This is a genomic window from Exiguobacterium sp. s59, assembly GCF_018617475.1.
In the GTDB taxonomy this organism is placed as follows: domain Bacteria; phylum Bacillota; class Bacilli; order Exiguobacteriales; family Exiguobacteriaceae; genus Exiguobacterium; species Exiguobacterium aestuarii.
Map to the genome: position 1 here is coordinate 1 of NZ_JACSKG010000009.1, position 25,650 is coordinate 25,650.

At 46.8% G+C, this 25,650-nt stretch carries 41 protein-coding genes; all 41 read right to left on the reverse strand.

The features are described 5' to 3' along the window. Positions 1-347 precede the first annotated feature (347 nt). Entirely contained in the window at positions 348-992 is a 645-nt protein-coding gene (locus KNO91_RS14250; protein WP_214818609.1) for a KinB-signaling pathway activation protein, read from the reverse strand. An 11-nt stretch (positions 993-1,003) separates the two neighbouring features. Next, complete coding sequence (locus KNO91_RS14255) at positions 1,004-2,035, reverse strand: Mrp/NBP35 family ATP-binding protein (protein WP_214791103.1); 1,032 nt, start codon at positions 2,033-2,035, stop codon at positions 1,004-1,006. A 134-nt stretch (positions 2,036-2,169) separates the two neighbouring features. After that, on the reverse strand, positions 2,170-2,562 hold the full coding sequence (rpsI, locus tag KNO91_RS14260) for a 30S ribosomal protein S9 (protein WP_012727644.1): 393 nt from the start codon (positions 2,560-2,562) through the stop codon (positions 2,170-2,172). Positions 2,563-2,587: 25 nt separating this feature from the next. After that, positions 2,588-3,025 (reverse strand): 50S ribosomal protein L13, encoded by a 438-nt coding sequence (gene rplM, locus KNO91_RS14265; RefSeq protein WP_026824852.1) that lies wholly within the window; start codon positions 3,023-3,025, stop codon positions 2,588-2,590. 143 nt (positions 3,026-3,168) lie between these two features. Then, positions 3,169-3,909, reverse strand: a complete 741-nt coding sequence (gene truA / locus KNO91_RS14270; RefSeq protein ID WP_214818611.1) for a tRNA pseudouridine(38-40) synthase TruA — start codon at positions 3,907-3,909, stop codon at positions 3,169-3,171. After that, positions 3,906-4,697 carry an energy-coupling factor transporter transmembrane component T family protein gene (locus KNO91_RS14275; protein WP_214796638.1) on the reverse strand — a complete coding sequence of 264 codons (792 nt, stop codon included), beginning with the start codon at positions 4,695-4,697 and terminating at the stop codon, positions 3,906-3,908. Before KNO91_RS14275 ends, truA begins: the two co-directional genes overlap by 4 nt. Next, the gene (locus KNO91_RS14280) at positions 4,694-5,572 is read right to left on the reverse strand and encodes an energy-coupling factor transporter ATPase (RefSeq protein WP_214818613.1); all 879 of its coding nucleotides are present in this window, start codon (positions 5,570-5,572) and stop codon (positions 4,694-4,696) included. The genes KNO91_RS14275 and KNO91_RS14280 overlap by 4 nt, the downstream gene beginning before the upstream one ends. Continuing rightward, a complete protein-coding gene (locus KNO91_RS14285) occupies positions 5,548-6,384 on the reverse strand; it encodes an energy-coupling factor transporter ATPase (protein WP_214791086.1) in 837 nt (278 codons plus the stop codon). Before KNO91_RS14285 ends, KNO91_RS14280 begins: the two co-directional genes overlap by 25 nt. A 69-nt stretch (positions 6,385-6,453) precedes the next feature. Next, positions 6,454-6,807, reverse strand: coding sequence for a 50S ribosomal protein L17 (gene rplQ, locus KNO91_RS14290; protein ID WP_012727650.1), 354 nt, complete (start codon positions 6,805-6,807; stop codon positions 6,454-6,456). A 24-nt stretch (positions 6,808-6,831) separates the two neighbouring features. Beyond that, a complete protein-coding gene (locus KNO91_RS14295; protein ID WP_012727651.1) occupies positions 6,832-7,776 on the reverse strand; it encodes a DNA-directed RNA polymerase subunit alpha in 945 nt (314 codons plus the stop codon). 92 nt (positions 7,777-7,868) lie between these two features. Then, complete coding sequence (gene rpsK / locus KNO91_RS14300; RefSeq protein WP_012727652.1) at positions 7,869-8,264, reverse strand: 30S ribosomal protein S11; 396 nt, start codon at positions 8,262-8,264, stop codon at positions 7,869-7,871. Between the two features lie 16 nt (positions 8,265-8,280). Beyond that, positions 8,281-8,646, reverse strand: coding sequence for a 30S ribosomal protein S13 (gene rpsM / locus KNO91_RS14305; RefSeq protein ID WP_012727653.1), 366 nt, complete (start codon positions 8,644-8,646; stop codon positions 8,281-8,283). 19 nt (positions 8,647-8,665) lie between these two features. Next, the gene (gene rpmJ, locus KNO91_RS14310) at positions 8,666-8,779 is read right to left on the reverse strand and encodes a 50S ribosomal protein L36 (protein WP_003156543.1); all 114 of its coding nucleotides are present in this window, start codon (positions 8,777-8,779) and stop codon (positions 8,666-8,668) included. Positions 8,780-8,809: 30 nt separating this feature from the next. After that, entirely contained in the window at positions 8,810-9,028 is a 219-nt protein-coding gene (gene infA, locus KNO91_RS14315; protein ID WP_021066622.1) for a translation initiation factor IF-1, read from the reverse strand. Positions 9,029-9,133: 105 nt separating this feature from the next. Next, positions 9,134-9,892: a type I methionyl aminopeptidase gene (gene map / locus KNO91_RS14320; RefSeq protein ID WP_214791083.1), complete on the reverse strand. Its 759-nt coding sequence runs from the start codon at positions 9,890-9,892 to the stop codon at positions 9,134-9,136. After that, entirely contained in the window at positions 9,889-10,539 is a 651-nt protein-coding gene (locus KNO91_RS14325) for an adenylate kinase (protein ID WP_012727656.1), read from the reverse strand. The genes map and KNO91_RS14325 overlap by 4 nt, the downstream gene beginning before the upstream one ends. A gap of 79 nt (positions 10,540-10,618) precedes the next feature. Beyond that, positions 10,619-11,908, reverse strand: coding sequence for a preprotein translocase subunit SecY (secY, locus tag KNO91_RS14330; RefSeq protein WP_214697130.1), 1,290 nt, complete (start codon positions 11,906-11,908; stop codon positions 10,619-10,621). Further along, positions 11,908-12,348, reverse strand: a complete 441-nt coding sequence (gene rplO / locus KNO91_RS14335; protein WP_012727658.1) for a 50S ribosomal protein L15 — start codon at positions 12,346-12,348, stop codon at positions 11,908-11,910. The genes secY and rplO overlap by 1 nt, the downstream gene beginning before the upstream one ends. Before the next feature lie 31 nt (positions 12,349-12,379). Further along, complete coding sequence (gene rpmD, locus KNO91_RS14340) at positions 12,380-12,565, reverse strand: 50S ribosomal protein L30 (RefSeq protein ID WP_012727659.1); 186 nt, start codon at positions 12,563-12,565, stop codon at positions 12,380-12,382. Between the two features lie 15 nt (positions 12,566-12,580). Continuing rightward, positions 12,581-13,081, reverse strand: a complete 501-nt coding sequence (gene rpsE, locus KNO91_RS14345; RefSeq protein ID WP_012727660.1) for a 30S ribosomal protein S5 — start codon at positions 13,079-13,081, stop codon at positions 12,581-12,583. Between the two features lie 20 nt (positions 13,082-13,101). Next, complete coding sequence (gene rplR / locus KNO91_RS14350) at positions 13,102-13,464, reverse strand: 50S ribosomal protein L18 (RefSeq protein WP_034804040.1); 363 nt, start codon at positions 13,462-13,464, stop codon at positions 13,102-13,104. Between the two features lie 34 nt (positions 13,465-13,498). Then, positions 13,499-14,038, reverse strand: a complete 540-nt coding sequence (gene rplF / locus KNO91_RS14355) for a 50S ribosomal protein L6 (protein WP_012727662.1) — start codon at positions 14,036-14,038, stop codon at positions 13,499-13,501. Between the two features lie 33 nt (positions 14,039-14,071). Then, a complete protein-coding gene (rpsH, locus tag KNO91_RS14360; RefSeq protein WP_026824842.1) occupies positions 14,072-14,470 on the reverse strand; it encodes a 30S ribosomal protein S8 in 399 nt (132 codons plus the stop codon). Between the two features lie 31 nt (positions 14,471-14,501). Next, the gene (gene rpsN, locus KNO91_RS14365) at positions 14,502-14,771 is read right to left on the reverse strand and encodes a 30S ribosomal protein S14 (RefSeq protein ID WP_012727664.1); all 270 of its coding nucleotides are present in this window, start codon (positions 14,769-14,771) and stop codon (positions 14,502-14,504) included. 20 nt (positions 14,772-14,791) lie between these two features. Continuing rightward, positions 14,792-15,331 (reverse strand): 50S ribosomal protein L5, encoded by a 540-nt coding sequence (rplE, locus tag KNO91_RS14370; protein WP_012727665.1) that lies wholly within the window; start codon positions 15,329-15,331, stop codon positions 14,792-14,794. Positions 15,332-15,363: 32 nt separating this feature from the next. Then, positions 15,364-15,672, reverse strand: coding sequence for a 50S ribosomal protein L24 (gene rplX / locus KNO91_RS14375; RefSeq protein WP_074032448.1), 309 nt, complete (start codon positions 15,670-15,672; stop codon positions 15,364-15,366). A gap of 36 nt (positions 15,673-15,708) precedes the next feature. After that, positions 15,709-16,077 (reverse strand): 50S ribosomal protein L14, encoded by a 369-nt coding sequence (rplN, locus tag KNO91_RS14380; protein WP_012727667.1) that lies wholly within the window; start codon positions 16,075-16,077, stop codon positions 15,709-15,711. A 44-nt stretch (positions 16,078-16,121) separates the two neighbouring features. Then, positions 16,122-16,382, reverse strand: coding sequence for a 30S ribosomal protein S17 (gene rpsQ, locus KNO91_RS14385; RefSeq protein WP_012727668.1), 261 nt, complete (start codon positions 16,380-16,382; stop codon positions 16,122-16,124). A gap of 32 nt (positions 16,383-16,414) precedes the next feature. Beyond that, positions 16,415-16,618 (reverse strand): 50S ribosomal protein L29, encoded by a 204-nt coding sequence (gene rpmC, locus KNO91_RS14390; protein WP_012727669.1) that lies wholly within the window; start codon positions 16,616-16,618, stop codon positions 16,415-16,417. Continuing rightward, entirely contained in the window at positions 16,605-17,042 is a 438-nt protein-coding gene (gene rplP, locus KNO91_RS14395) for a 50S ribosomal protein L16 (RefSeq protein ID WP_012727670.1), read from the reverse strand. Before rplP ends, rpmC begins: the two co-directional genes overlap by 14 nt. Before the next feature lie 32 nt (positions 17,043-17,074). Continuing rightward, positions 17,075-17,734 (reverse strand): 30S ribosomal protein S3, encoded by a 660-nt coding sequence (gene rpsC / locus KNO91_RS14400; protein WP_012727671.1) that lies wholly within the window; start codon positions 17,732-17,734, stop codon positions 17,075-17,077. Positions 17,735-17,747: 13 nt separating this feature from the next. Continuing rightward, a complete protein-coding gene (gene rplV / locus KNO91_RS14405; protein WP_214791081.1) occupies positions 17,748-18,080 on the reverse strand; it encodes a 50S ribosomal protein L22 in 333 nt (110 codons plus the stop codon). A 20-nt stretch (positions 18,081-18,100) separates the two neighbouring features. Further along, positions 18,101-18,376, reverse strand: a complete 276-nt coding sequence (gene rpsS, locus KNO91_RS14410) for a 30S ribosomal protein S19 (protein WP_012727673.1) — start codon at positions 18,374-18,376, stop codon at positions 18,101-18,103. A 66-nt stretch (positions 18,377-18,442) separates the two neighbouring features. Then, positions 18,443-19,273 carry a 50S ribosomal protein L2 gene (gene rplB, locus KNO91_RS14415; protein WP_012727674.1) on the reverse strand — a complete coding sequence of 277 codons (831 nt, stop codon included), beginning with the start codon at positions 19,271-19,273 and terminating at the stop codon, positions 18,443-18,445. Positions 19,274-19,307: 34 nt separating this feature from the next. Further along, the gene (gene rplW, locus KNO91_RS14420) at positions 19,308-19,589 is read right to left on the reverse strand and encodes a 50S ribosomal protein L23 (protein ID WP_026824834.1); all 282 of its coding nucleotides are present in this window, start codon (positions 19,587-19,589) and stop codon (positions 19,308-19,310) included. Beyond that, a complete protein-coding gene (gene rplD, locus KNO91_RS14425) occupies positions 19,589-20,212 on the reverse strand; it encodes a 50S ribosomal protein L4 (protein ID WP_214791072.1) in 624 nt (207 codons plus the stop codon). The genes rplW and rplD overlap by 1 nt, the downstream gene beginning before the upstream one ends. Positions 20,213-20,240: 28 nt before the next feature. Beyond that, positions 20,241-20,867 carry a 50S ribosomal protein L3 gene (gene rplC / locus KNO91_RS14430; protein ID WP_026824832.1) on the reverse strand — a complete coding sequence of 209 codons (627 nt, stop codon included), beginning with the start codon at positions 20,865-20,867 and terminating at the stop codon, positions 20,241-20,243. A 61-nt stretch (positions 20,868-20,928) separates the two neighbouring features. Continuing rightward, positions 20,929-21,237 (reverse strand): 30S ribosomal protein S10, encoded by a 309-nt coding sequence (rpsJ, locus tag KNO91_RS14435; RefSeq protein ID WP_074032438.1) that lies wholly within the window; start codon positions 21,235-21,237, stop codon positions 20,929-20,931. Between the two features lie 377 nt (positions 21,238-21,614). After that, positions 21,615-22,124, reverse strand: a complete 510-nt coding sequence (locus KNO91_RS14440; protein ID WP_214796634.1) for a hypothetical protein — start codon at positions 22,122-22,124, stop codon at positions 21,615-21,617. A gap of 108 nt (positions 22,125-22,232) precedes the next feature. Next, positions 22,233-23,420 carry an elongation factor Tu gene (tuf, locus tag KNO91_RS14445; protein WP_214697124.1) on the reverse strand — a complete coding sequence of 396 codons (1,188 nt, stop codon included), beginning with the start codon at positions 23,418-23,420 and terminating at the stop codon, positions 22,233-22,235. A gap of 114 nt (positions 23,421-23,534) precedes the next feature. Next, positions 23,535-25,613, reverse strand: coding sequence for an elongation factor G (gene fusA, locus KNO91_RS14450; RefSeq protein ID WP_214791067.1), 2,079 nt, complete (start codon positions 25,611-25,613; stop codon positions 23,535-23,537). Positions 25,614-25,650: the final 37 nt, after the last annotated feature.

The window sequence follows — 25,650 nt, forward strand, 5'->3', positions numbered from 1 at the left end:
GAATTTGATATAGCTCTTAAATTGACGAAGCTTGCGCTTCATTCAAAAATTGTAAAACTTATTTTTGCCTCATCGTTCAGTTTTCAAAGACCAATCGTTGTCGTGTTAGCGACTTTTTAATAATAGCGATTTGACTTATGAAAGTCAACCACTTTTTATTATTTTTTTCGCTTTCTGATTATTGTTTCGTGAACAACATCAGCGACGTTTATTAATATATCAGCATCGCCAAAAACCGTCAACTGTTTTTCTAAAAAAACTTTATTTTTTCTTCTAATGCAATCAAAATAAAAAACCAGTCGTTGAATTGTTCCCATGATAAGGAGCAATTCAAGACCGGTTGATCGTTACGATGACTTAGAAGACATCTGCTTTTTAGTTTTTTTCTTTCCTGTTTCTGATGAAGTCGACTCGGCCACTTGCCCAGTCTTTTGGAAACGATGAAGCATTAACACTTGATAAGCGTTCGCAAACACGAGTGTCGCGAGCGCCGGCCAAAGTAATGGGATTTCATCAGTTGTTTGAAGAGCCGGAATCCATTCGATTAATGTAATCACCGTCATCAAGAAGAGCGTTGGGATGAAAGCACTCATATTTGTTTGTTTCGACTTACTCGCAGCAACTACCCAAGCGACAATTAATAATACGACCATCTCACCGATATAACGCCACATATGGTCATTCCCAAATGCGAGCATTCGTAAATAAACGGCATCAAAGATTGCGAAAGCAATCAGCAATACTTGAACACGATTCCATAGACGTGGTCCTCTAAACAAGTCAAGACCGACTCGGTGGATGATTAAATAGGCGAAAAAGCCCATCATGCTGATCCCGGTCCATGTACTCGAGTAACTAAGCGCCGTAACAATTGCCTCCCAGGACTGACTGACCAAATAACCCGGGTTCGCCAATAAATTCATTAGGAACCCAAACAACGTCCCAAACACGAGCGTTGTCCAAAACAAACGTAAAAAACCTTGTACTTTCATCTCTCACCGATTCACCCTTCTATTTGTTGAATGACTGCTTGCGCCAACTCATCATACGTATGCTCAAACGGATGCCCATCACGATAGACCGATGGTGCAAAGTCTTCCTCGTTGTCATACGGTTGACCGAGTGGGATTTGAGCAAGGAGTTTACTCTTCAGCGCTTCCGACAGTTTTTCTCCACCGCCATGACCAAATACGTATTCCTTCTCACCCGTTACCTTACTTTCGAAGTAGGCCATGTTTTCAATGATACCCAACAGTTTATGGTTCGTCTTAATCGCCATTGCTCCCGCACGTGCTGCAACGAAAGCTGCTGTAGCGTGTGGTGTCGTCACGATCAATTCTTGACATGACGGGAGCATGGAATGGATATCAAGTGCGACATCTCCCGTTCCTGGCGGTAAGTCGAGTAATAGATAGTCGAGGTCGCCCCACTCAACGTCATTGAAGAAATTATTGAGCATCTTCCCGAGCATCGGTCCGCGCCAGATCACCGGTGCATTGTCTTCAACGAAAAAGCCCATCGAAATGACTTTCACGCCGAAACGCTCAACTGGTATGATTTTTTCCCCACGAACGACTGGACGCTCTTCGATTCCAAGCATATCTGGAACGCTGAAACCGTAAATGTCCGCGTCGATCAATCCGACTTTCTTCCCGGCACGTGCAAGAGCGACAGCTAGGTTGACAGATACTGTCGACTTTCCTACGCCACCTTTACCTGAAGCAATAGCGATAAATGTCGTTCCTGAATTCTCACGAAGAATCGCCGGCTTCGTTGCCTCTTTCAAACTTTCATCATTCAATGCTTCAAAACGAAGTCCGACCGTCTTAAAGCCTTTCCCCTTGAGCAGTGTGACGATTTCTTGTTGTAACTGAAGCTGTTCCCCGCTCCCTGTTTGCCCGAGTGCCACTTTCACACTGACATAGTCTTCTTTAATGCGGATGTCTTTGACTCCCGCTGTATCTCCAAGCGTTCGGTTGATCGTCGGATCAACGAGCCCCGCCAATTCCTCGCGTACTTGCTCTACTGTAAGCATATTGCTTCCCCCTTATAACTGTTTCGATATCAGTATATCAAAAAAAGCGTTTTCTTGACGGCTTCGGAATCGACTAATTTATACAAAAAACTCTCCACCCAAAAGGATGGAGAGTTCGAACCACTTCGCGAAGATTAACGCTTCGAGAATTGTGGTGCGCGACGTGCTGCTTTAAGACCGTATTTTTTACGTTCTTTCATACGAGCGTCACGAGTTAAGAAGCCTTTTTCTTTGAGGCTTGGACGGAATTCTGGGTCCGCTTGAAGAAGCGCACGTGATACGCCGTGGCGAATTGCTCCAGCTTGTCCAGTGTATCCACCACCGTTAACGTTAACGATTACATCGTATTTACCTTCTGTTTCAGTCAATACGAGTGGTGATTTAGCCATCATGATTAAAGTCTCATGACCGAAGTATTCTGAGATATCGCGGCCATTTACAACAACTTTACCGTCACCTGCAACGAGGTGAACGCGAGCCACCGAGTGTTTGCGGCGGCCTGTTCCGTAGTAACGTACATCTGCCATCGTTTAGTTCCTCCCTGTGTCTCGATTAACCGCGAAGTTCGTAAACTTCTGGTTTTTGTGCTTCATGCTTGTGTTCAGTTCCAGCGTAAACGTGGAGTTTGTTGAATTGTTGACGACCGAGTGATCCTTTTGGAAGCATCCCTTTGATCGCGAGTTCAAGCATACGCTCTGGACGTTTTGCGAGAAGCTCTTTTGCAGTTTGTGATTTCAAACCGCCTGGATGACCTGAGTGACGGTAGTAGATCTTGTCATTCAATTTGTTACCAGTCAATTTGATTTTCTCAGCGTTGATGATGATGACGTGGTCTCCGCAATCAACGTGTGGTGTGAAAGTCGGCTTGTGCTTACCGCGAAGAAGTGATGCTACTTCACTAGTCAAACGACCGAGTGTTTTGCCTTCTGCGTCGATAAGGAGCCATTTGCGTTCTACTTCAGATGCTTTAGCCATGAATGTTGTGCGCATGTGGAATACCTCCTAGAAATGTCTGTTCACTTAATTTTTTGATGCTTTATCATAATCCTAGTTTACGGGGCTAAGATTGTGGTTCATCTCTAAATTTGAAAATGAAATGCCAATGAATATAATACGATTTTATAGAGGGAATGTCAATCTACTTTTTCATAATTCACATTCCACAAGTACAAACCGTGCGGGGGCGCGGTAATCCCCGCCACACGGCGGTCTTTCGCCTCCAGCATTTCAGTGATGTCCGTAGGCTCATACTTGCCTCTTCCCACCTCGATAATCGTCCCCACCATAATACGAACTTGATTATATAAAAAGCCAGAACCAACGAAACGGAATACAATCTCATCACCCACTTCGAGCACTTCTGCTTCATAGATGGTACGAACACGATCCTCGACCTCCGCCTTCGTCACAGAGAATGAGGTAAAGTCGTGGGTCCCGACTAGCCGCTCCATCGCTTGACGCATCCGGTCAAGACTAAGTGTGTAAGTCACCGTGGTAGCATAGTGTCTCCTGAACGGATCCTCCGTCTTACGAATATGATAGCGATACTCTTTTCGCTTCGCCCCATACCGAGCATGGAACGTCGTGTCGACTTCTACTGCTTGTTTGACGAGAATGTCGTCCGGCAACATCGCGTTCAATGCTTTCACGAACCGCTCTGCCGGCATCTGTAGCGTTGTATCAAAATGAATCACTTGTCCTAAAGCGTGGACACGGGCGTCTGTACGACCTGAGGCGACAATTTTGACGGAGTGTCGATGCATCCGAGTCAAGACCGCCTCAATCTCGGCCTGAATCGTATTCCCGTTTGGCTGTACTTGATATCCCGCATAGTGTGTCCCGTCATAGGCAACTGTCAGTTTAATCCGTCTCATCCAATCCCTCTCAATCCAAACAAAATGAGTGTTAACGCGACAAATAGAAGTAATACTGCCGTATCACGCGTCTGCCACTTCATCTCACGCAACCTCGTCCGTCCTTCACCACCACGATACCCACGCGCCTCCATTGCCGTGGCGAGGTCTTCAGCACGCTTAAACGCAGAAATGAATAACGGGATCAATAGCGGGATGACACCTTTTAAACGAGACTTCCATGGACCGCTCATCAAATCAACACCTCGCGCTTGTTGGGCTTTCATGATGCGGTCTGTCTCGTCAGCAAGGGTCGGTAAAAAGCGAAGCGAGATGGATAACATTAAGGCAATCTCGTGTGCAGGCACACGAATCCGCTCAAACGGTCGGAGACCTGCTTCAATCGAGTCAGTCAACTCCATTGGCGTTGTCGTCAACGTAACGAGTGTCGTCAACATGACGAGATAGAAGAATCGGAGCGAGACGATCAGTCCCATTCGAATCCCTTCTGAATAGATTGCGATCGGTCCGAATTCAAAGAGCAGAGTCCCATCGCGATTAAATAACAGCTGCAAGATCAACGTGAAGACGATTAAGAAGAGAATCATGCGTAATCCATTCCATAAATAACGCCACGATAGTTGTGATAGTTTCACCACAAACAGCGTGAATGCTAATAGAAATAAATTCGTCCATAAGTTATCTGCTAAAAACACCACCGGGATAAACCCTAAAATAAAAAGTGTCTTTGCCCGCGCATCGAGCGAATGGAGCCAAGAATGGCCCGGTATATATTGACCAATAATCATTCGGCTCCCCCTTTCAAGTGCGTCGCAATCCAATCCGCCAATTCGCCCTCCGTTCGTACGAGCGGAATGGTCGTCTCTCCAAACGTTGGCGCTAAATCGCGAGCGAATCGGAGAACGTGTGGGATATCAAGCTGGAGACGATGTACGAGCGATTCGTCTTGGAACAGTTCAAACGGGTCCCCATCGAACGCCACCTGACCACGTTCCATCACAATCACGCGTTCTGCATAGGTGAGCACATCATCCATATCGTGTGAGACAAGAATCAGTGTCAAGTTCAGCTCTTCTCGTAGCCGCTTAAATAACGCCAGCATATCGCGTCTTCCAATCGGATCGAGACCCGCTGTCGGTTCGTCCACGATGAGGACATCGGGACGGCTCGCTAAGACGCCTGCAATCGCGACACGGCGCATCTGACCCCCGGAAAGGTCGAATGGGGAACGGTCCCATAATGATTCATCTAAACCGACGAGTCGAAGTGCCTCATGGGCACGCTCTTTCGCTTCGGCATCTGTCGCGCCAAAGTTGCGCGGACCGAACATGACGTCGCGTTCGACCGTCTCTTCAAACAATTGGTGCTCAGGATATTGAAAGACGAGCCCAACGCGACGCCGAAGCGGTAAGAGATTTTGCTTTTTATCACGACGCGAGCGAATCGGGGTAACGGTGATGTCGTCGACCACCACACGTCCATCTGTCGGTCGTAATAAGCCGTTCATATGTTGAACGAGCGTTGATTTTCCGGAGCCAGTATGCCCAAGAAACGCAACAAGCGCTCCCGACGGAATGGTTACATTCACATCGCGCAGCGCGGTTCGTTCAAACGGAGTATTCATTTGATATTGATATGTTACTTCTTCAATGCGTATCGGCATAGATGGTTCACCAACTCCGAATGTTGTAGCATCAGACGATCGAGTGGAATGCCACGTGCCTTCAGTTCGAGTTGCATCCGAACGATAAACGGGACATCTAATTGAATGTCACGGAGCGTATCTGGATGTTGAAACACGTCTTCAGGTGTACCGGTCATCGCAATCGTGCCTTTCGACAATGCAATGATACGGTCAGCAAACAACACTTCGTCGAGCTCGTGTGTAATGGCGACAACGGTCATCCCTTCCGAGACGAGCTGTCGTACCGTTTGTAATACCTCTTGTCGCCCAATCGGGTCGAGCATCGAGGTCGCTTCATCGAGCACGAGGACACGCGGGCGCATTGCGAGAGCCGAAGCAATCGCAACACGCTGCTTTTGTCCACCGGATAACTGATGCGGTTCACGGTCCGCTAGTTCCGATAATCCAACGCGCGCTAGACTGTCATCAATTCGACGAACCATTTCTTGACGTGGAAGTCCCATGTTTTCGAGAGAAAATGCCACATCATCGCGCACGGTCGCCCCGACAAATTGATTGTCGGGATTTTGAAAGACGACCCCGATCCGCGTTCGAACGTCCCACACGTCTGCGGCGTTCGACGGATCGAGTGTCTCGACGCGGACTTCCCCCTTTTCAGGAATCAGAAGCCCGTTCCACAATTTCGTCAGTGTCGACTTACCAGAACCGTTATGGCCGACAATCGCAAGCCATTCCCCTTTATATACATCGAGCGATAGGCCGTTAAGTGCCGGCTCAGACTGTCCAGGGTAATGAAATACGACGTCCCGTACCATAATTTGTGATTCCATGGGTCGACTCCTTTCTTATGTGGAAACAGGGCAATACGTCACCGCATGCCCTGTTGACTGCCTAATGAATTAGACGAGTTCGATGATTACAACTTCTGCACCATCACCGCGGCGTGGGCCGACTTTCATGATGCGCGTGTATCCACCTTGACGTTCAGCGTAGCGTGGAGCCACGTCTTCGAACAATTTTTGGATTGCGTCTTTTTCTCCAGCGTTCTCCTTACGAACGAATGAAGCTACTTGACGACGGGCATGAAGATCGCCACGTTTCCCAAGAGTGATCAATTTTTCAACGACTGGGCGAAGTTCTTTCGCTTTTTGTTCAGTTGTTTGAATGCGCTCGTTGATAATTAGGTCAGTTGCAAGATCACGCAAAAGCGCCTTGCGTTGCGAGCTTGTACGGCCAAGTTTCGAATAAGCCATTACATTTCCCTCCTTCGGTTGAACTTAGTCTTCTTTACGCAAGCCCAAACCGAGTTCGTCCAACTTGTGTTGAACTTCTTCGAGTGATTTACGTCCGAGGTTACGAACTTTCATCATCTCTTCCTCTGATTTGTTTGCGAGTTCTTGAACAGTGTTGATGCCAGCGCGCTTCAAGCAGTTGTACGAACGAACTGAGAGATCGAGTTCTTCAATCGTCATTTCGAGTACTTTTTCTTTTTGGTCTTCTTCTTTCTCGACCATAATTTCTGCGTTGAGAGCCTCATCTGTCAAACCAACGAAGATGTTCAAGTGTTCAGTCAAAATTTTAGCTCCTAATGATACAGCTTCTTCCGGACGAATTGAACCATCTGTCCACACGTCTAATAAAAGCTTATCAAAGCTAGCGTCTTGACCGACACGTGTTTTATCTACTTCGTAGTTCACGCGTTGAATCGGTGTATAGATCGAATCGATTGGAATGACCCCAATCGGCATATCATCACGTTTGTTATCTTCTGCCTGGACGTAACCACGACCACGGCGAGCAGTCAAACGCATGCGAAGCGTCGCATTGTCAGCGAGAGTCGCGATGTGGAGCTCAGGATTCAAGATTTCAACGTCGCTATCATGGGTAATGTCTGCCGCAGTGACAGCACCGGCACTTGAAACGTTAATCTCAAGCGTTTTCTCTTCTTCCGAGTACACTTTGAGTGCTAACTTCTTGAGGTTTAGTACGATTTGAGTAACGTCTTCGACGACACCGTCAATCGTAGAGAACTCGTGAAGCACGCCATCGATTTGAACCGCTGTTACCGCTGCACCTGGGAGCGATGACAATAGAATTCGACGTAGTGAGTTACCGAGAGTAGTGCCATATCCACGTTCAAGCGGTTCTACTACGAATTTACCAAACGTAGCGTCCTCGCTGATTTCGACCGTTTCGATCTTTGGTTTTTCAATCTCGATCATCTGAACCCCTCCTTGAGTATATCCTGCCGTGCAGTTTGAACTGCTAAAGTATAAGCTGTCGTGCTAGGTAAGCCCCTCACACGTTCAAGCGATTATACGCGGCGACGTTTCGGAGGGCGGCAACCGTTGTGCGGAACTGGAGTTACGTCACGGATTGCAGTAACTTCGAGACCAGTAGCTTGGAGCGCACGGATAGCCGCTTCACGTCCAGCACCAGGACCTTTAACGTTAACTTCTACTGTACGCATACCGTTGTCCATTGCAACTTTCGCTGCAGTTTCAGCAGCCATTTGTGCTGCGAACGGAGTCGATTTACGTGATCCTTTAAATCCAAGGTTACCAGAAGTAGCCCATGAGATCGCGTTACCTTGCGTGTCAGTGATTGTAATGATTGTGTTGTTGAATGTAGAACGGATGTGTACCACACCGACTTCAACATGTTTTTTAACTTTACGTTTAGAACGTACGTTTTGCTTACGTTTCGCCATTGTTCAATTCCCTCCTTTACTTCTTCTTGTTCGCTACTGTACGGCGTGGGCCTTTACGAGTACGCGAGTTGTTCTTCGTGTTTTGACCGCGAACAGGGAGACTACGGCGATGACGGATACCGCGGTATGCGCCGATCTCGATCAAACGTTTGATGTTAAGTGAAACTTCACGACGAAGGTCACCTTCAACTTTGATTCCGTCAATTGCCTCACGGATACGGTTGAGTTCATCTTCAGTAAGGTCGCGTGTGCGTGTCTCTTCAGAAACGTTAGCAGCCTTCAAAATTTCTTGTGCTTTTGTTTTACCAATACCATAGATGTATGTGAGCGAAATAACGATACGTTTTTCGCGTGGAATATCTACACCAGCAATACGTGCCATGTGTGCACCTCCTCTGAAATTAACCTTGTTTTTGTTTGTGTTTCGGGTTTTCGCAAATTACCATTACTTTACCCTTACGGCGAATAACTTTACATTTTTCGCAAATCGGTTTTACCGACGGTCTTACTTTCATGAGTATACCCTCCTCCTGGAAAAATCGGAGTTACTTATAACGGTACGTAATCCGCCCGCGAGTCAAGTCGTATGGAGACAACTCAACAGTTACGCGGTCACCTGGAAGGATCCGAATGTAGTGCATCCGAATTTTCCCTGAGACGTGCGCGAGCACCGTGTGGCCGTTTTCTAACTCCACTTTAAACATTGCGTTCGGAAGTGGTTCGACAACAGTGCCTTCCACTTCAATGACATCTTGTTTCGCCATCATTTATTCCCCTTTCTATATGAAGATCTTTAGGAGCACAGACGATCTATTGCCATCTACTGTGAGAGAAGGATCCAAAATGGATCAGTATGAAACAATAGAGCCTCATTCACCGGAATCGAGTTTCGTTAAAATCTCGTATCCATCGTCTGTGATGGCGATGGTGTGCTCAAAGTGGGCGCACATGCTACCGTCCACTGTGACAACTGTCCAGTTATCAGCCAGTGTTCGAACATAGCGTTGACCAGCATTAACCATTGGTTCAATAGCTAACGTCATCCCAGTCTTCAGGCGCGGCCCTTTCCCCGGTGGACCATAGTGTGGAATTTGCGGTTCTTCATGCAAATCTTGTCCGACACCATGACCGACGTATTCGCGGACGACAGAGAAATCATGTGATTCAACATATGCTTGAATCGCATGCGAAATATCTGTCAATCGCCCTCCAGCCTTGGCGTGCTCCAATCCTTTATACAGACTTTCTTCGGTTACGTCAAGTAGCCGCTGTGTCTCTTCTGAGATTGTTCCCACTGGATAAGTCCAAGCGGAATCTCCATGGTATCCATTATAGTAGGCACCGATGTCGATTGAGATAATATCTCCATCTTTCAATACCCGTTTTCCTGGAATGCCATGAACAAGCTCTTCATTCACCGAAGCGCAAACACTACCGGTAAAACCGTTATAGCCTTTAAACGATGGCGTCGCACCTTGGCTGCGAATGTAATCTTCCGCAATCTGGTCGAGCTCAAGCGTCGTGATTCCTGGTTTTATGTGCTGTTTGAGCACCTGGTGCGTTCGAGCAACAATTTGCCCAGCCTCACGCATAATCGCAATTTCACGAGGCGTCTTCGTGATGATCATTCAGTATCACCGAGTAATGCTTTGACATCGGCATATACGACATCGATTGGACGATCTCCATCCAATGTACGAAGATACCCTTTTTCAGCGTAAAAGTCAATGAGTGGTTTCGATTGCTCGATGTTGACGTCAAGGCGACGGCGGACCGTTTCCTCTTTATCGTCTTCACGTTGCATGAGAGCCGACCCATCCACATCACAGATGCCTTCCACTTTTGGTGGGTTGAAGATCACGTGATATGTCGCGCCACACGTTGGGCAGATCCAACGACCTGTCAAGCGTGGAACGAGAATTTCCGCATCCACATCGATGTTGACGACGTGGTCAATCTGTTTCCCCAAATCTTTAAGCAAACTTTCGAGTGCCTCTGCTTGAGCAACAGTACGCGGGAATCCATCGAGTAAGAAACCTTTTTCAGTGTCATCTTGGCTAAGACGCTCACGTACGATTCCGATTGTTACCTCATCCGGTACGAGTTCACCTTTATCCATGAATGACTTGGCTTCTTTACCGAGTGGCGTTCCGCCTTTGATTGCCGCACGAAACATGTCGCCTGTCGAAATGTGAGGGATTTGGTACTCTTCTACGATTTTAGCCGCTTGAGTCCCTTTCCCAGCACCCGGTAAGCCCATGAGTACTAGATTCATCTCGGTTAGCCTCCAGTTTTGATTTTCACGAAGGGCTTGTAAACACGACAGGAAGGAAGGGTCAACCCTTCCTTCCGCTTTAACGGATAAAGCCTTTATAGTGTCGTTTTACAAGTTGACTCTCGATTTGTTTCATCGTTTCGAGGGCTACCCCGATGACGATCAATAAGCTCGTCCCTCCGATTTGAACGGAAGTTGGAAGACCGGCAAGCTTAATGAAGATTGTCGGCATGATCGCCACAAGCGATAAGAAGATCGCTCCGAAGAAAGTCAATCGATACAGTAACTTCGTGATGTACTGTTCTGTTTGCGCCCCAGGACGAATCCCAGGAATATAACCACCTTGCTTCTGCAGGTTTTCTGCCATCTGTTCTGGGTTAACCTGAACAAATGTATAGAAGTAAGAGAACGCAATGATTAACGCAACGTAAATCGACATTCCGATTGGCGCCGTCGTGTCAAAGTACGTTTGTAACTTTTGCGTTGTCTCTGGAGAAGCAATGAAGCTTGCAACAGTTGGTGGTGTTACCATGAAGGAAATCGCGAAGATAACCGGGATAACACCTGCAGCGTTTAGCTTGATTGGCAAGTGCGTCGACTGGCCGCCCACAGGGGTACGGTTCGCCGTGCGTTTTGCATATTGGATTGGAATTTTGCGTGCCGCTTGTTGAACATAAATGATCCCAACCGTCACAGCCAAAATAACAAGGGCCAATACAACCAAGTAAACGATATTAATGAACAATGCATCTCCAGCGTTTTGGAGTTTTGTTTCATAAATCTGCGTAAAGATTCTTGGGAACCCAGCAACAATACCGGCGAAGATAATGATGGAAATACCATTCCCAACACCTTTCTCCGTTGTCATTTCACCAAGGAACATCAAGAACGCTGTACCCGCAGTGAGTACAATCGCGATCACAAAGTAAGTCGCCGTTCCCCATGTCTCATTGACGAGACCTGGGTAGAGGCGGTTAAATCCAAACGACAATGAAGTCGCTTGGACAAATCCTAAGATGATCGTCCCATAGCGCGTGACCGTCGCTAACTTTTTACGACCCGCCTCTCCTTGTTTAGCCCATTCGGCAAACTTCGGAACGACGTCCATTTGTAAAAGTTGAACAACGATCGATGCCGTAATGTACGGCATGATCCCCATTGCGAACAGGGAGAAGTTCTGTAAAGCATTTCCTCCAAACAAGTTCAAGAAGTCAAGAAGACCTCCTGAGTCAAAACGCAACACATCCGTATTCACCATCGGCACCGGGATATGAGCCCCGATGCGGAAAATGATGATGATTGCGAGTGTGAAGAGAATACGCTGTCGAATATCTTTCACGCGCCACATATTGGAGATCGTCTGAAACATCAGATCACCTCAACTGTACCGCCAGCTGCTTCGATCGCTTCTTTCGCTGCACCCGAGAACTTGTTGGCTTTTACAGTCAATTTAGTTTCAAGCTTGCCGTTAGCAAGGACTTTGATTCCGTCTTTTGCAGAGCTGACAACACCAGTCTCGATTAAGAGTTCTGGAGTAACTTCAGTACCTGCTTCGAAACGGTTAAGCGTGTCTAGGGAAACAACCGCGTACTCTTTACGAGTTGGGTTGTTGAAACCGCGTTTTGGAAGACGACGGTAAAGTGGGTTTTGTCCACCTTCAAATCCTGGACGAACGCCACCGCCCGAACGAGCTTTTTGACCTTTGTGTCCACGACCAGAAGTTTTACCGTTACCAGTCGCCATACCGCGACCGACACGGTTACGTTCGTGACGTGAACCTGGAGTTGGCTTCAATTCATGGAGTTTCATAGTGGCACCTCCTTATTTATTAAAATCTTTATTATTCGTTGATTTCTTTTACAGTCACAAGGTGCGACACTTTATTGATCATACCGCGCATCGCGACGTTGTCTGGGACAACGACCGTTTGATGCATTTTGCGAAGACCGAGTGTACGTACAGTAACACGCTGACCTTCCGGACGACCAATTGTGCTGCGTGTGAGGGTGATTGCGAGTTTCGCCATGTCTAGTTCCCTCCCTTAGTTAAGAAGTTCTTCTACGCTTTTACCACGTAGTTTAGCAACTTCCTCTGCTTTTTTGAGCTCAGTCAAGCCCTGTACCGTCGCACGGACGATGTTGATCGGTGTGTTTGAACCTAACGATTTCGAAAGGATGTCACCTACACCTGCAAGTTCGAGCACCGCACGAACTGGACCACCAGCGATAACCCCAGTACCTTCAGAAGCTGGTTTCATGAATACACGACCTGCTCCGAATACTCCTGTGATTTCGTGTGGAATTGTTGTACCAACCATAGGTACTTGTACCATGTTTTTCTTAGCGGCTTCAATAGCCTTGCGAATCGCTTCTGGCACCTCTTGTGCCTTACCTGTACCGAAACCGACGTGACCATTTTTGTCACCTACGACTACGAGAGCAGCAAAACGGAAGCGGCGGCCACCTTTTACGACTTTCGCGACGCGGTTTACGGTAACAACGCGTTCTTCAAGTTGTTCCATGTTAACGTCTAACTGGCGCATCGAGTGTCCCCTCCTTTTTATTAGAATTTAAGACCTGCTTCACGAGCTGCTTCTGCAACAGCTTTGACGCGGCCATGATAGAGGTATCCACCACGGTCGAACACAACTGTGTCGATACCTTTCTCGAGTGCACGTTCTGCAGCAAGTTTACCAACAGCTTTCGCTGCTTCAACGTTACCGCCATTTGTAAGATCGAGAGCTTTATCTTTCGAAGATGCAGACACAAGCGTTGTTTGTGACGCGTCATCGATAAGTTGAACGTAAATGTGCTTGCTCGAACGGAATACGTTCAAACGTGGACGAACTGCTGTCCCCGAGATCGTACGACGTACGCGAGCATGACGTTTTTTACGAACTGCATTTTTATCTGCCTTTGTGATCATTTATGCCACTCCTTTCCGTTCATTTCGTGACGAATTACTTACCAGTTTTACCTTCTTTACGGCGAATACGTTCATCAGAGTAACGAACACCTTTACCTTTGTAAGGTTCTGGAGCACGGTACGAGCGGATTTGAGCAGCAACGTGACCGACGCGCTCTTTGTTAATCCCTTTTACGATGATTTGCGTGTTTGAAGGAACTTCGATTTCGATACCTTCCTCAGCAACGTACTCGATTGGGTGCGAGTAGCCGAGGTTGAGGACGAGTTTGTTACCTTGCTTAGTAGCACGGTAACCAACCCCCGAGATCTCAAGTGTTTTTTGGAATCCGTTCGACACACCTTGTACCATGTTGGCAATAAGGGCACGTGTCGTACCGTGAATTGTGCGGCTTTCTTTCGATTCGTCTGGACGAACAACCGTCAATTCGTTCTCTTCAACTTTGATTTCCAATGCCGGGTTAGCTGAAAGCGAAAGTTCACCTTTAGCACCTTTTACTGTGACCGTGTTGTCATTAGCAACTGTTACAGTAACGCCAGCAGGAATCGTAACTGGTTTTTTACCAATACGTGACATTGATTACACCTCCGTTCTTGTTAGAAAAGTGACTTACCAGATGTAGGCGAGCACTTCGCCGCCGACTTGTTGTTGGCGAGCTTCTTTATCAGTCATAAGACCTTTAGATGTCGAAAGAACTGCGATTCCGAGTCCTCCGAGTACTTTAGGCACTTCATCAGCTTTTGCGTATACGCGAAGACCTGGTTTCGAAATACGTTTGAGACCAGTGATTACACGTTCGTTGCTTGCTCCATATTTAAGGAAAAGACGAAGTGTACCTTGTTTAGCGTCCTCGATATATTCAACATCGCGAATGAAACCTTCACGCTTAAGGATTTCAGCGATCTCACGTTTAATGTTCGAAGCTGGAAGCTCCATTTTTTCATGGCGAACCATGTTAGCGTTACGGATACGTGTAAGCATATCTGCAATAGGGTCTGTCATTACCATGCGATGTACCTCCTTTCACACTGTTAGTGGATTACCAGCTTGCTTTTTTAACACCAGGGATTTGACCTTTGTATGCAAGATCACGGAACTTGATACGGCTGATCCCGAATTTACCCATGTAACCATGCGGACGACCTGTGATGCTGCAACGGTTGTGCAAGCGTACAGGTGACGAGTTACGTGGCAATTTGCTGAGTCCGATATAATCGCCTTCAGCTTTCAACTTCGCACGCTTTTCAGCGTACTGGGCAACGAGTTTCTCGCGTTTAAGTTCGCGATTCACCATTGACTTTTTAGCCATGTTGTCGACCTCCCTCTAGATTATTTTTGGAATGGCATACCGAGAAGTGTGAGCAATTCACGTGCTTCTTCGTCTGTGTTTGCTGTTGTAACAACAACGATGTCCATACCGCGTACTTTAGATACTTTATCGTAATCGATCTCAGGGAAAATAAGTTGCTCTTTCACGCCAAGCGTGTAGTTACCGCGTCCGTCGAATGCTTTCTTCGATACACCGCGGAAGTCACGTACACGTGGAAGTGAAACAGTTACCAATTTGTCGAGGAAATCGTACATACGCTCGCCACGAAGTGTAACCTTCGCACCGATTGGCATACCTTCACGAAGCTTGAAACCAGCGATTGATTTCTTCGCTTTCGTTACGAGTGGTTTTTGACCTGAAAGAATTGTTAATTCTTCAACTGCCATGTCAAGTGCTTTCGAGTTCGAAACAGCATCACCTACACCCATGTTGATGACGATCTTTTCGATTTTCGGTACTTGCATGACCGAGTCATAGTTGAATTTATCCATCATCGCTTTCACGATGTCGCTTTTATACTTCTCTTGCAAACGGTTCATAGTCGAATGGACCTCCTTTCGTCACGTTCTTCTTATTTATCGAGTGATTCGCCCGATTTCGCGACACGAACTTTTTTACCATCGACTACTTTGAAACCAACGCGAGTTGGTTTGCCAGTTTTAGGGTCGAGTGGCATTACGTTCGAGACGTGAATTGGTGCTTCGATCTCAAGGATCCCGCCTTGTGGATTCGCTTGTGAAGGTTTAGAGTGTTTTTTCATCACGTTTACGCCTTCAACCACTACGCGGTTTTTGCTTGGCATAGCTTTGAGGATAACCCCTTGCTTGCCTTTATCTTTACCAGACATTACCTGGACTGTATCGCCTTTTTTAACATGCATCGTTTGCGCACCTCCTTATAGGATTGAAATTGGAAATTAAAGTACTTCCGGTGCCAACGAAACGATCTTCATGAATTCTTTTTCACGAAGTTCACGTGCAACTGGCCCGAAGATCCGTGTGCCGCGTGGGCTCTTGTCATCTTTGATAATGACTGCTGCGTTCTCATCGAAACGGATGTACGAACCATCTTTACGACGAGCGCCGCGTTTTGTACGAACGACAACTGCTCTGACAACGTCACCTTTTTTAACAACGCCACCTGGTGTTGCTTGTTTTACCGTTGCGACGATGATGTCACCGATGTTTGCAGTCTTACGACCAGAACCACCGAGAACCTTAATTGTCAACAGTTCACGCGCGCCAGAGTTGTCTGCTACTTTCAAGCGAGATTCTTGTTGAATCATGCGAGTGTACCTCCCTCCGGATGTTTAATAAATCCGAACTGTTATTAGATGATTACTGATTCTTCTACTACTGTTACAAGACGGAAACGTTTGTCTTTAGAAAGAGGACGTGTTTCCGCGATGCGAACGATATCGCCCACTTTAGCGACGTTGTTCTCATCGTGTGCTTTATATTTCTTCGTGTAGTTTACACGTTTGCCATAAAGTTTATGACGAACCTTTGTTTCTACTGCGACGACGATCGTTTTGTCCATTTTGTCAGACACGACGCGACCAGTGAACACTTTACGGTTGTTGCGTTCCATGAGTGTTACCTCCTCTCAAGAATCCGATGTAATTAGCCGTTGTTGATGCCGAGTTCGCGTTCACGAAGAATCGTTTTAGCACGCGCAATCGACTTGCGTACTTCACGGATACGAGCAGGATTCTCAAGCTGACCTGTAGCAAGTTGGAAGCGAAGGTTAAAGAGTTCTTCTTTCCACTCGCCCACTTTACCGTTGAGCTCTTCAGTTGTTGATTGACGGAGATCAGTTGCTTTCATTCGTATCACCACCATTTTCTTCACGTTTCACGAACTTACATTTTACTGGAAGTTTGTGCGATGCAAGACGAAGTGCCTCACGTGCCACTTCCTCAGATACACCTGCGATTTCGAACATTACTTTGCCAGGCTTAACTACAGCTACCCAGCCTTCTGGAGCACCTTTACCCGAACCCATTCGGACTTCGAGAGGCTTTTTAGTGTACGGCTTGTGTGGGAAGATTTTGATCCACACTTTACCACCACGTTTCATATAACGTGTCATTGCAATACGTGCTGATTCGATTTGACGGTTTGTAATCCAGCTCGCTTCGAGAGCTTGGAGACCGAACTCACCGAAGTGTACAGTTGTGCCGCGTTTAGCATTCCCGCGCATTTTACCACGGTGTACACGACGATATTTCACGCGTTTAGGTAACAACATAGTGTGTTGCCTCCTTCCTGAAAGAGTGTTTATTATTCAGCGTTTTTCGCTGTGTTGTTTTTTGTTGGAAGAACTTCACCGTGGTATAACCAAACTTTTACGCCGATTTTACCGTAAGTTGTGTCAGCTTCAGCTGTTCCGTAGTCGATGTCGGCACGGAGTGTGTGAAGTGGAACTGTTCCTTCCGAGTATTTCTCTGAACGAGCGATATCAGCGCCACCAAGACGACCAGAAACTTCTGTTTTGATCCCTTTGATGCCAGTACGCATCGAACGTTGAATTGATTGTTTCATTGCACGACGGAATGATACACGACCTTCCAATTGACGAGCAATGTTTTCTGCTACAAGCTTCGCAACAGCGTCAGCGTTTTTCACTTCAACAACGTTGATGTGAACGCGTTTTCCGTCAGCGATTTTTGTAATGTGTTTACGGAGTGATTCGATTTCAGAACCACCTTTACCGATTACCATACCTGGCTTCGCAGTGTGAAGCGAAATGTTCACGCGGTTTGCAGCGCGTTCGATTTCAACTTTAGAAACACTAGCATCCTTCATTTTGTTTTCGATGTATTCACGAATAACGAAGTCTTCATGAAGGAGATCAGCGTAGTCTTTCTCAGCGTACCAACGCGAATCCCAGTCTTTGATAACACCAACGCGAAGACCGTGCGGATTTACCTTTTGACCCACTACATATCCCTCCTTATTTCTCAGTTACCACGATGTGGATGTGGCTTGTGCGTTTGTTAATGCGGCTTGCGCGACCCATCGCACGTGGGCGGAAGCGTTTGAGTGTTGGACCTTCGTTGACAAAAGCTTCTGTTACAACGAGGTTCTCAATGTTCATATCGTAGTTGTGCTCTGCGTTAGCAATCGCTGATTTTAATACTTTCTCAACGATTGGCGATGCTGCCTTGTTTGTGTGAGCAAGGACAGAGAGCGCTTCGCCGACTTGTTTCCCGCGAATTAAGTCTACAACGAGACGTGCTTTGCGAGGAGCAAGACGGACCATATTAGCTGATGCTTTAGCTTGCATGGATTTGACCTCCCCTCAAATTACCGTTTCGTTTTCTTGTCTGATCCGTGACCTTTGTAAGTGCGTGTTGGAGCGAATTCACCAAGTTTGTGACCAACCATGTCTTCTGTCACGAATACTGGTACGTGTTTACGACCATCGTGCACACCGAACGTGTGACCCATGAATTCTGGGAAGATCGTCGAGCGACGTGACCAAGTTTTGATGACTTGCTTCTCACCAGATTCGTTGAGTTTGTCAACTTTAGCGAGTAAGTGGTGATCTGCGAATGGACCTTTTTTCAAGCTGCGACCCATGTTAGAACCTCCCTTTGGAATGATTCGGGAACGGCCCTTTCGAACCGCCCGAGAATCATGTAGTAATTATTTCTTACGGCGACGAAGGATGTACATGTCGCTCGATTTGTTTTTCTTACGAGTCTTAAGACCAAGAGCTGGTTTACCCCAAGGAGTAAGTGGGCCCGAACGACCGATTGGCGCACGACCTTCACCACCACCGTGTGGGTGATCAACCGGGTTCATTACAGAACCACGTACTGTTGGGCGCTTGCCTAACCAACGTGAACGTCCTGCTTTACCGATGTTTACGAGTTCGTGTTCTTCGTTACCAACTGAACCGATTGTCGCGCGGCAAGTGCCGAGGAACAAGCGTGATTCACCTGATTGAAGACGAACGATGACGTACTTGCCGTCACGTCCTTGGATTTGTGCCGATGCACCAGCCGCACGAACAAGCTGACCGCCTTTACCAGGCTTAAGCTCGATGTTGTGGATTGTTGTACCGACAGGGATGTTTACGAGTGGAAGAGCGTTCCCCACTTTGATATCCGCTTCAGGACCAGACATGATTTCCATGCCTACTTTGATGCCCTTAGGAGCGAGGATGTAACGTTTCTCACCATCTACATAGTTGATGAGTGCGATGTTTGCTGAACGGTTTGGATCGTATTCGATCGTTGCTACGCGTCCTGCAACGCCATCTTTGTTACGTTTGAAATCGATGATACGGTATTTACGCTTGTGACCGCCACCTTGGTGACGAACAGTCAAGCGACCTTGGTTGTTACGTCCGCCTTTTTTCGAAAGCTTTTCAGTTAACGATTTTTCAGGGCGATTCGTTGTGATCTCTGCAAAGTCGAGAGATGTCATGTTACGACGACCGTTAGTGGTCGGCTTAAACTTTTTGATTGCCATCGAGGATTCCCTCCTTTTCTTCTAAGGTAGTTAATTAACCGAGGAAGTCGATTGTGTTGCCTTCTGCAAGAGTTACGATCGCTTTTTTACGGCGAGCTGTGTAACCAGCGTGACGACCGACACGTTTCGCTTTCGGTTTGTAGTTCATTGTGTTTACCGAAGCAACTTTCACGTTGAAGATTGTTTCGATAGCGTGTTTCACTTGCGATTTAGTCGCTTTTACGTCGATTTCGAAAACGTATTTGTTAGCTTCCATGAGGCTAACTGAACGCTCAGTGATGATCGGACGTTTGATGATATCGTATGCTTGAGCCATTATGCAAGCACCTCCTCTACCTTCGCAACCGCATCTTTAGTGAAGATGACTTTGTCGTTAGCAACGAGGTCAAGAACGTTTACGCCTGCTGCGTCGATCACAGTCACTCCTGGGATGTTACGAGCTGCGAGAGCGATAGTCTCATTGTAGTCCGCTGTGACTACAAGAGCCTTACGTTCTACTGATAAGCTGTTGAGTACAGCAGCCATATCTTTTGTTTTTGGTGCATCGAAAGCAAGGCCTTCGAGGACGATGAATTCGTTGTTTTGTACTTTCGACGAAAGAGCCGAGAGAAGTGCTAAACGACGAACCTTTTTAGGAAGTTTGTAAGAGTATGAACGTGGTGTTGGACCGAAGACTGTACCACCACCAACCCATTGTGGTGAGCGGATAGAACCTTGGCGCGCACGACCAGTTCCCTTTTGTTTCCATGGTTTACGGCCGCCACCGCGTACTTCCGAGCGACCTTTCGTATCGTGAGTACCTTGACGGCGTGATGCTTGTTGCATGACGATTGCGTCATAAAGTACTGATTCGTTTGGCTCGATTCCGAAGATGGCTTCTGCCAATTCGATTTCGCCAACATTTGAACCTGTTTGGTTAAGCAAAGCTACTTTAGGCATTCGTAATTCCTCCTTTCCGTGCAGTTAATTAGTTACCTTTGACCGCTGTTTTGATGATGACGTTCGATTTACGAGCGCCTGGGATAGCACCTTTCACGAGGAGAAGGCCGCGTTCCACATCAACTTTAACGATTTCAAGGTTTTGAATTGTTTTACGCTCTCCACCCATTTGACCAGGAAGAAGCTTCCCTTTGAATACGCGGTTAGGAGCGACAGGACCCATCGAACCAGGACGACGGTGGTAGCGCGAACCGTGGGCCATTGGTCCACGTGATTGTCCGTGACGCTTGATCGCACCTTGGAATCCTTTACCTTTCGATGTACCTGTTACGTCTACTAATTCACCTGCAGCGAAAATGTCTGCCTTAATCTCTTGACCAATTTCGTATCCTTCTACTGAAGTACGAACCTCTTTGATGAAGCGCTTAGGTGTCGCGTTTGCTTTCGCAGCGTGACCTTTTGATGGTTTGTTTTGACGTGATTCTTTGATGTCTCCGAAACCAAGTTGAACTGCTTCGTAACCGTCTGTGTCAACTGTTTTAAGTTGAAGAACAACGTTACCTTCTACAGCAACTACTGTTACTGGTACTACTTCGCCTGCTTCGTTGAAGATTTGAGTCATACCAAGTTTTGTTCCTAAGATTCCTTTAGCCATGAGATACACCTCCTGTTAATAATTAATTGTCTCTTCTGGCTAGTATCTACTATATGAAGAATTAAAGTTTGATTTCGATGTCTACACCTGATGGTAACTCGAGACGCATAAGCGAATCGACTGTTTTCGGTGTTGGGTTTACGATGTCGATCAAGCGTTTGTGTGTACGCATTTCGAACTGCTCACGAGCATCTTTGTACTTGTGAACCGCACGAAGGATCGTGTAAACCGATTTTTCAGTTGGGAGCGGGATTGGACCCGATACCTTTGCACCTGAACGCTTCGCAGTGTCAACGATCTTCTCAGCTGATTGATCGAGAACGCGATGGTCATATGCTTTTAAACGAATACGAATTTTTTCATTTGCCATGTTTATTTCCCTCCTTTGTCGCCTACTTTTAAAATAGACAATTCTCCGCGGAAATTTCCACACCGGCCATGGCAATGCTGCCTGGCGTGTCATAACCTCCCGCTTCAACGCAGCGTGCTTGTGTCAGCAGAGGTATCCGATCATTGCAAATCAACGATTGGACCCATTTTCTGCTGTAAAGTCTCTCACCACTCGCACAAACACTTAATCATTATATCTAATCTGGTCATGGAATGCAAGATTAGATTTTTGAAGTTGCCGGTTGTCTGATGAGTTGCTCAACGTTCCCTAATGTAACAAGATTCGCGAGCTTTTGCAAGAGAAAATTCATTCTTTTATTGAACTATTTTTCAAACGAACTCCCATGTCAACTCGACCTAGCGTTTCATAACCTCTCCAAACCGCTCTGTCACCGCTTCGATGACCGAATGTGGCGCCCGCTTTAAACAAGTGTGGATGATGCCCGCCTTGATGGGATGTGTCTCGAAATATTGCACCAAACGCGTCAATTTGTCCTCTCGACCAATGACTGTGTAAAGCACAACCCACTCTTCGAGGTGCATCCAGTTCCCTTCTCCTTCTATATAAGGATGTGTATAAATCCCGTCCGTGCACTTCATCCGAAAACTGGACATGACGTCAACGTCATCCCCCTCAAACACATACTCCCCAAAGTAAGTCGTCAAGTATGCTTCATGTGGTTCAGATGACCGTTTCTCTCCGGCACGACTCAAGACCTCATCCAACCGTTCAAACTGATCCGGCTCTACGAACAAATCGATGTCATTGGTCACATCGACGATTCCATGATGCTTTAAAAGTTGCGAACCGCCAATCCGATAATCGATCCCGTTTAAACGACAAATCGTCTCCAACTGTTTTAACATGACGCCACTCCTTTCTCGTATGTTTCATATTACCACGACCATAGGAAAACACAAAAAAGCAGCCCGCATATTGCGGACTGCTTGAAGTTGTTCAGTTGAATCAATCGATTACTCGATGATTTCTGTTACTGAACCAGCACCTACAGTACGGCCACCCTCACGGATAGAGAAACGTGTACCGTCTTCGATCGCGATTGTAGAAATCAATTCGATCGTCAACTCGATGTTGTCTCCTGGCATTACCATTTCAGTACCTTCTGGAAGGTGAACGATACCTGTTACGTCAGTTGTACGGAAGTAGAACTGCGGGCGGTAGTTCGCGAAGAATGGCGTGTGACGGCCACCCTCTTCTTTAGAAAGAACGTAGATTGATGCTTTGAATTTAGAGTGTGGTGTGATTGAACCTGGCTTAGCAAGTACTTGTCCACGCTCGATGTCGTCACGTGATACACCACGGAGAAGTGCACCGATGTTGTCGCCAGCTTCAGCATAGTCAAGAAGCTTACGGAACATCTCTACACCAGTACATACAGTTTTCTTAGTTTCTTCTGTAAGACCAACGATTTCGATCTCGTCGTTGACGCGGAGAACACCACGCTCAACACGACCAGTCGCTACAGTACCACGACCAGTGATTGAGAATACGTCCTCTACAGGCATCATGAAGTCTTTGTCTGTGTCACGAACTGGTTCTGGGATGTACTCATCAACAGCGTTCATGAGTTCCATAACTTTTTCTTCCCACTGAGCTTCACCGTTAAGTGCGCCAAGTGCAGAACCTTTGATTACAGGGAGGTCGTCGCCTGGGAAGTCGTATTCAGAAAGAAGTTCACGGATTTCCATTTCAACGAGTTCGAGGAGCTCTTCGTCGTCTACCATGTCAACTTTGTTCATGAAGACTACGATGTAAGGAACACCTACTTGACGTGAAAGAAGGATGTGCTCACGTGTTTGTGGCATTGGACCATCTGTTGCAGATACAACGAGGATCGCGCCGTCCATTTGAGCAGCACCAGTGATCATGTTTTTAACATAGTCAGCGTGTCCTGGGCAGTCAACGTGTGCGTAGTGACGCTTGTCAGTTTCGTACTCGATGTGAGCTGTTGCGATTGTGATACCGCGCTCGCGCTCTTCTGGAGCACCATCGATTTGGTCAAACTTAGTAGCTGTTTTACCTTGTGCACGTGAAAGTACAGCAGAGATTGCTGCAGTCAAAGTTGTTTTACCGTGGTCGACGTGGCCGATTGTACCAACGTTAACGTGCGGTTTAGAACGGTCGAATTTTTCTTTACCCATTCTAGATTCCTCCTCTATTAAACGATTAGTTTTTATTTAACTAGGAAGACGTAGGTTACTTTTAACATACGTCCTCCTTAGCTTACAACAATCAATCTAGCGATACAACCGTTATTAGCCGTTCGCTTTTTTGACGATTTCTTCAGCAATTGATTTCGGTACTTCTTCGTAGTGATCGAAGTGCATCGAGTACGTTCCGCGTCCTTGTGTACGTGAACGAAGTGATGTTGCGTAACCGAACATTTCTGAAAGTGGAATCATCGCTTTAACGACTTGTGCGTTACCGCGAGCTTCCATACCTTCTACGCGTCCACGGCGTGACGTTACGTCACCCATGATGTCACCCATGTATTCTTCTGGGATAACAACTTCAACACGCATCATTGGCTCAAGGATGACAGCTTTCGCTTGGTCCTTAAGTTGTTTAACCGCCATCGAAGCAGCAACTTTAAACGCCATCTCGTTCGAGTCGACATCGTGGTACGATCCGAATACGAGGCGAGCTTTAACGTCTACTACTGGGTAACCAGCGAGGATACCGTTTTCGAGAGCTTCTTCAATCCCGTTTTGAACAGCTGGGACGTATTCACGTGGTACAACACCACCGACGATCTTGTTCTCGAACTCGAATCCAGCGCCTTCTTCGTTCGGCTCGAATTCTACGACAACGTGACCGTACTGACCGCGTCCACCAGACTGACGAACGAATTTCGAATCGATCTTCGCAGCGCCACGGATTGTTTCACGGTAAGCAACTTGTGGTGCACCAACGTTAGCTTCTACTTTGAATTCGCGACGCATACGGTCAACGAGGATATCAAGGTGAAGCTCACCCATACCAGAGATGATCGTTTGACCAGTCTCAGGGTTTGTTTCAGTGCGGAATGTTGGATCTTCTTCTGCGAGTTTCGCAAGAGCTTGACCCATTTTATCTTGGTCTGCTTTCGATTTAGGCTCGATTGCAACCGAGATAACTGGTTCTGGGAACGTCATTGACTCGAGAACGATGTTATCTTTCTCTGTGCAAAGCGTGTCACCAGTAGTCGTGTCTTTGAAACCAACAGCAGCGGCGATGTCACCAGCGTATACCATTGGAATCTCTTCACGGCTGTTTGCGTGCATTTGAAGGATACGACCGAGACGCTCACGCTTCCCTTTAGTCGAGTTCTTCACGTATGATCCCGCTTCAGCTGTACCAGAGTACACGCGGAAGAACGTCAATTTACCGACGTAAGGGTCAGTCATAACTTTGAACGCAAGTGCTGAGAATGGAGCTTCGTCAGAAGGCTCACGCGTGATTTCTTCTTCTGTATCGAGGTTGATCCCTTTGATTGACTCTACATCAACTGGTGATGGGAGGTAATCAACAACGGCGTTAAGCATGAGCTGAACACCTTTGTTCTTGAAGGCAGAACCAACGAGTACAGGGTAGAATTCAACGCTAAGTGTAGCTTGACGGATTGCAGCTTTCAATTCTTCGATTGAAATCTCTTCACCTTCAAGGTACTTCATCATCAACTCTTCGTTGAAGTCAGCAACACCTTCGATCAATTGACCGCGAAGTTCTTCAGCTTGGTCAGCCATGTCAGCTGGGAAGCCATCTGTAACTTCGATGTCAGTACCGAGGTCGTTGTTGTACATGTAAGTCTTCATTTCAACGAGATCGATGATCCCTTTGAAATCGTCCTCTGCTCCGATTGGGAGTTGGATCGCGTAAGCGTTCGCTTGGAGGCGCTCATGAAGCGTCTTCACAGAGTACAAGAAGTCTGCGCCGATTTTATCCATCTTGTTGACGAATACGACACGTGGTACACCATATGTCGTCGCTTGACGCCATACAGTTTCAGTTTGTGGTTCTACACCTGACTGAGCGTCAAGTACAGCAACAGCACCATCAAGTACACGGAGTGAACGTTCAACTTCTACTGTGAAGTCTACGTGTCCAGGTGTATCGATGATGTTTACACGGTGGCCATTCCACTGTGCAGTTGTCGCAGCTGAAGTGATCGTGATTCCACGCTCTTGCTCCTGCTCCATCCAGTCCATTTGTGAAGCACCTTCGTGCGTTTCACCAATTTTATGGATACGACCTGTGTAATAAAGAATACGTTCAGTTGTTGTCGTTTTACCGGCATCGATGTGAGCCATGATCCCGATGTTACGAGTATTCTTTAGGGAGAATTCTCTTGCCATACTGGGTATTCTCCTTCCGCATGTTTGATTTTCGTGT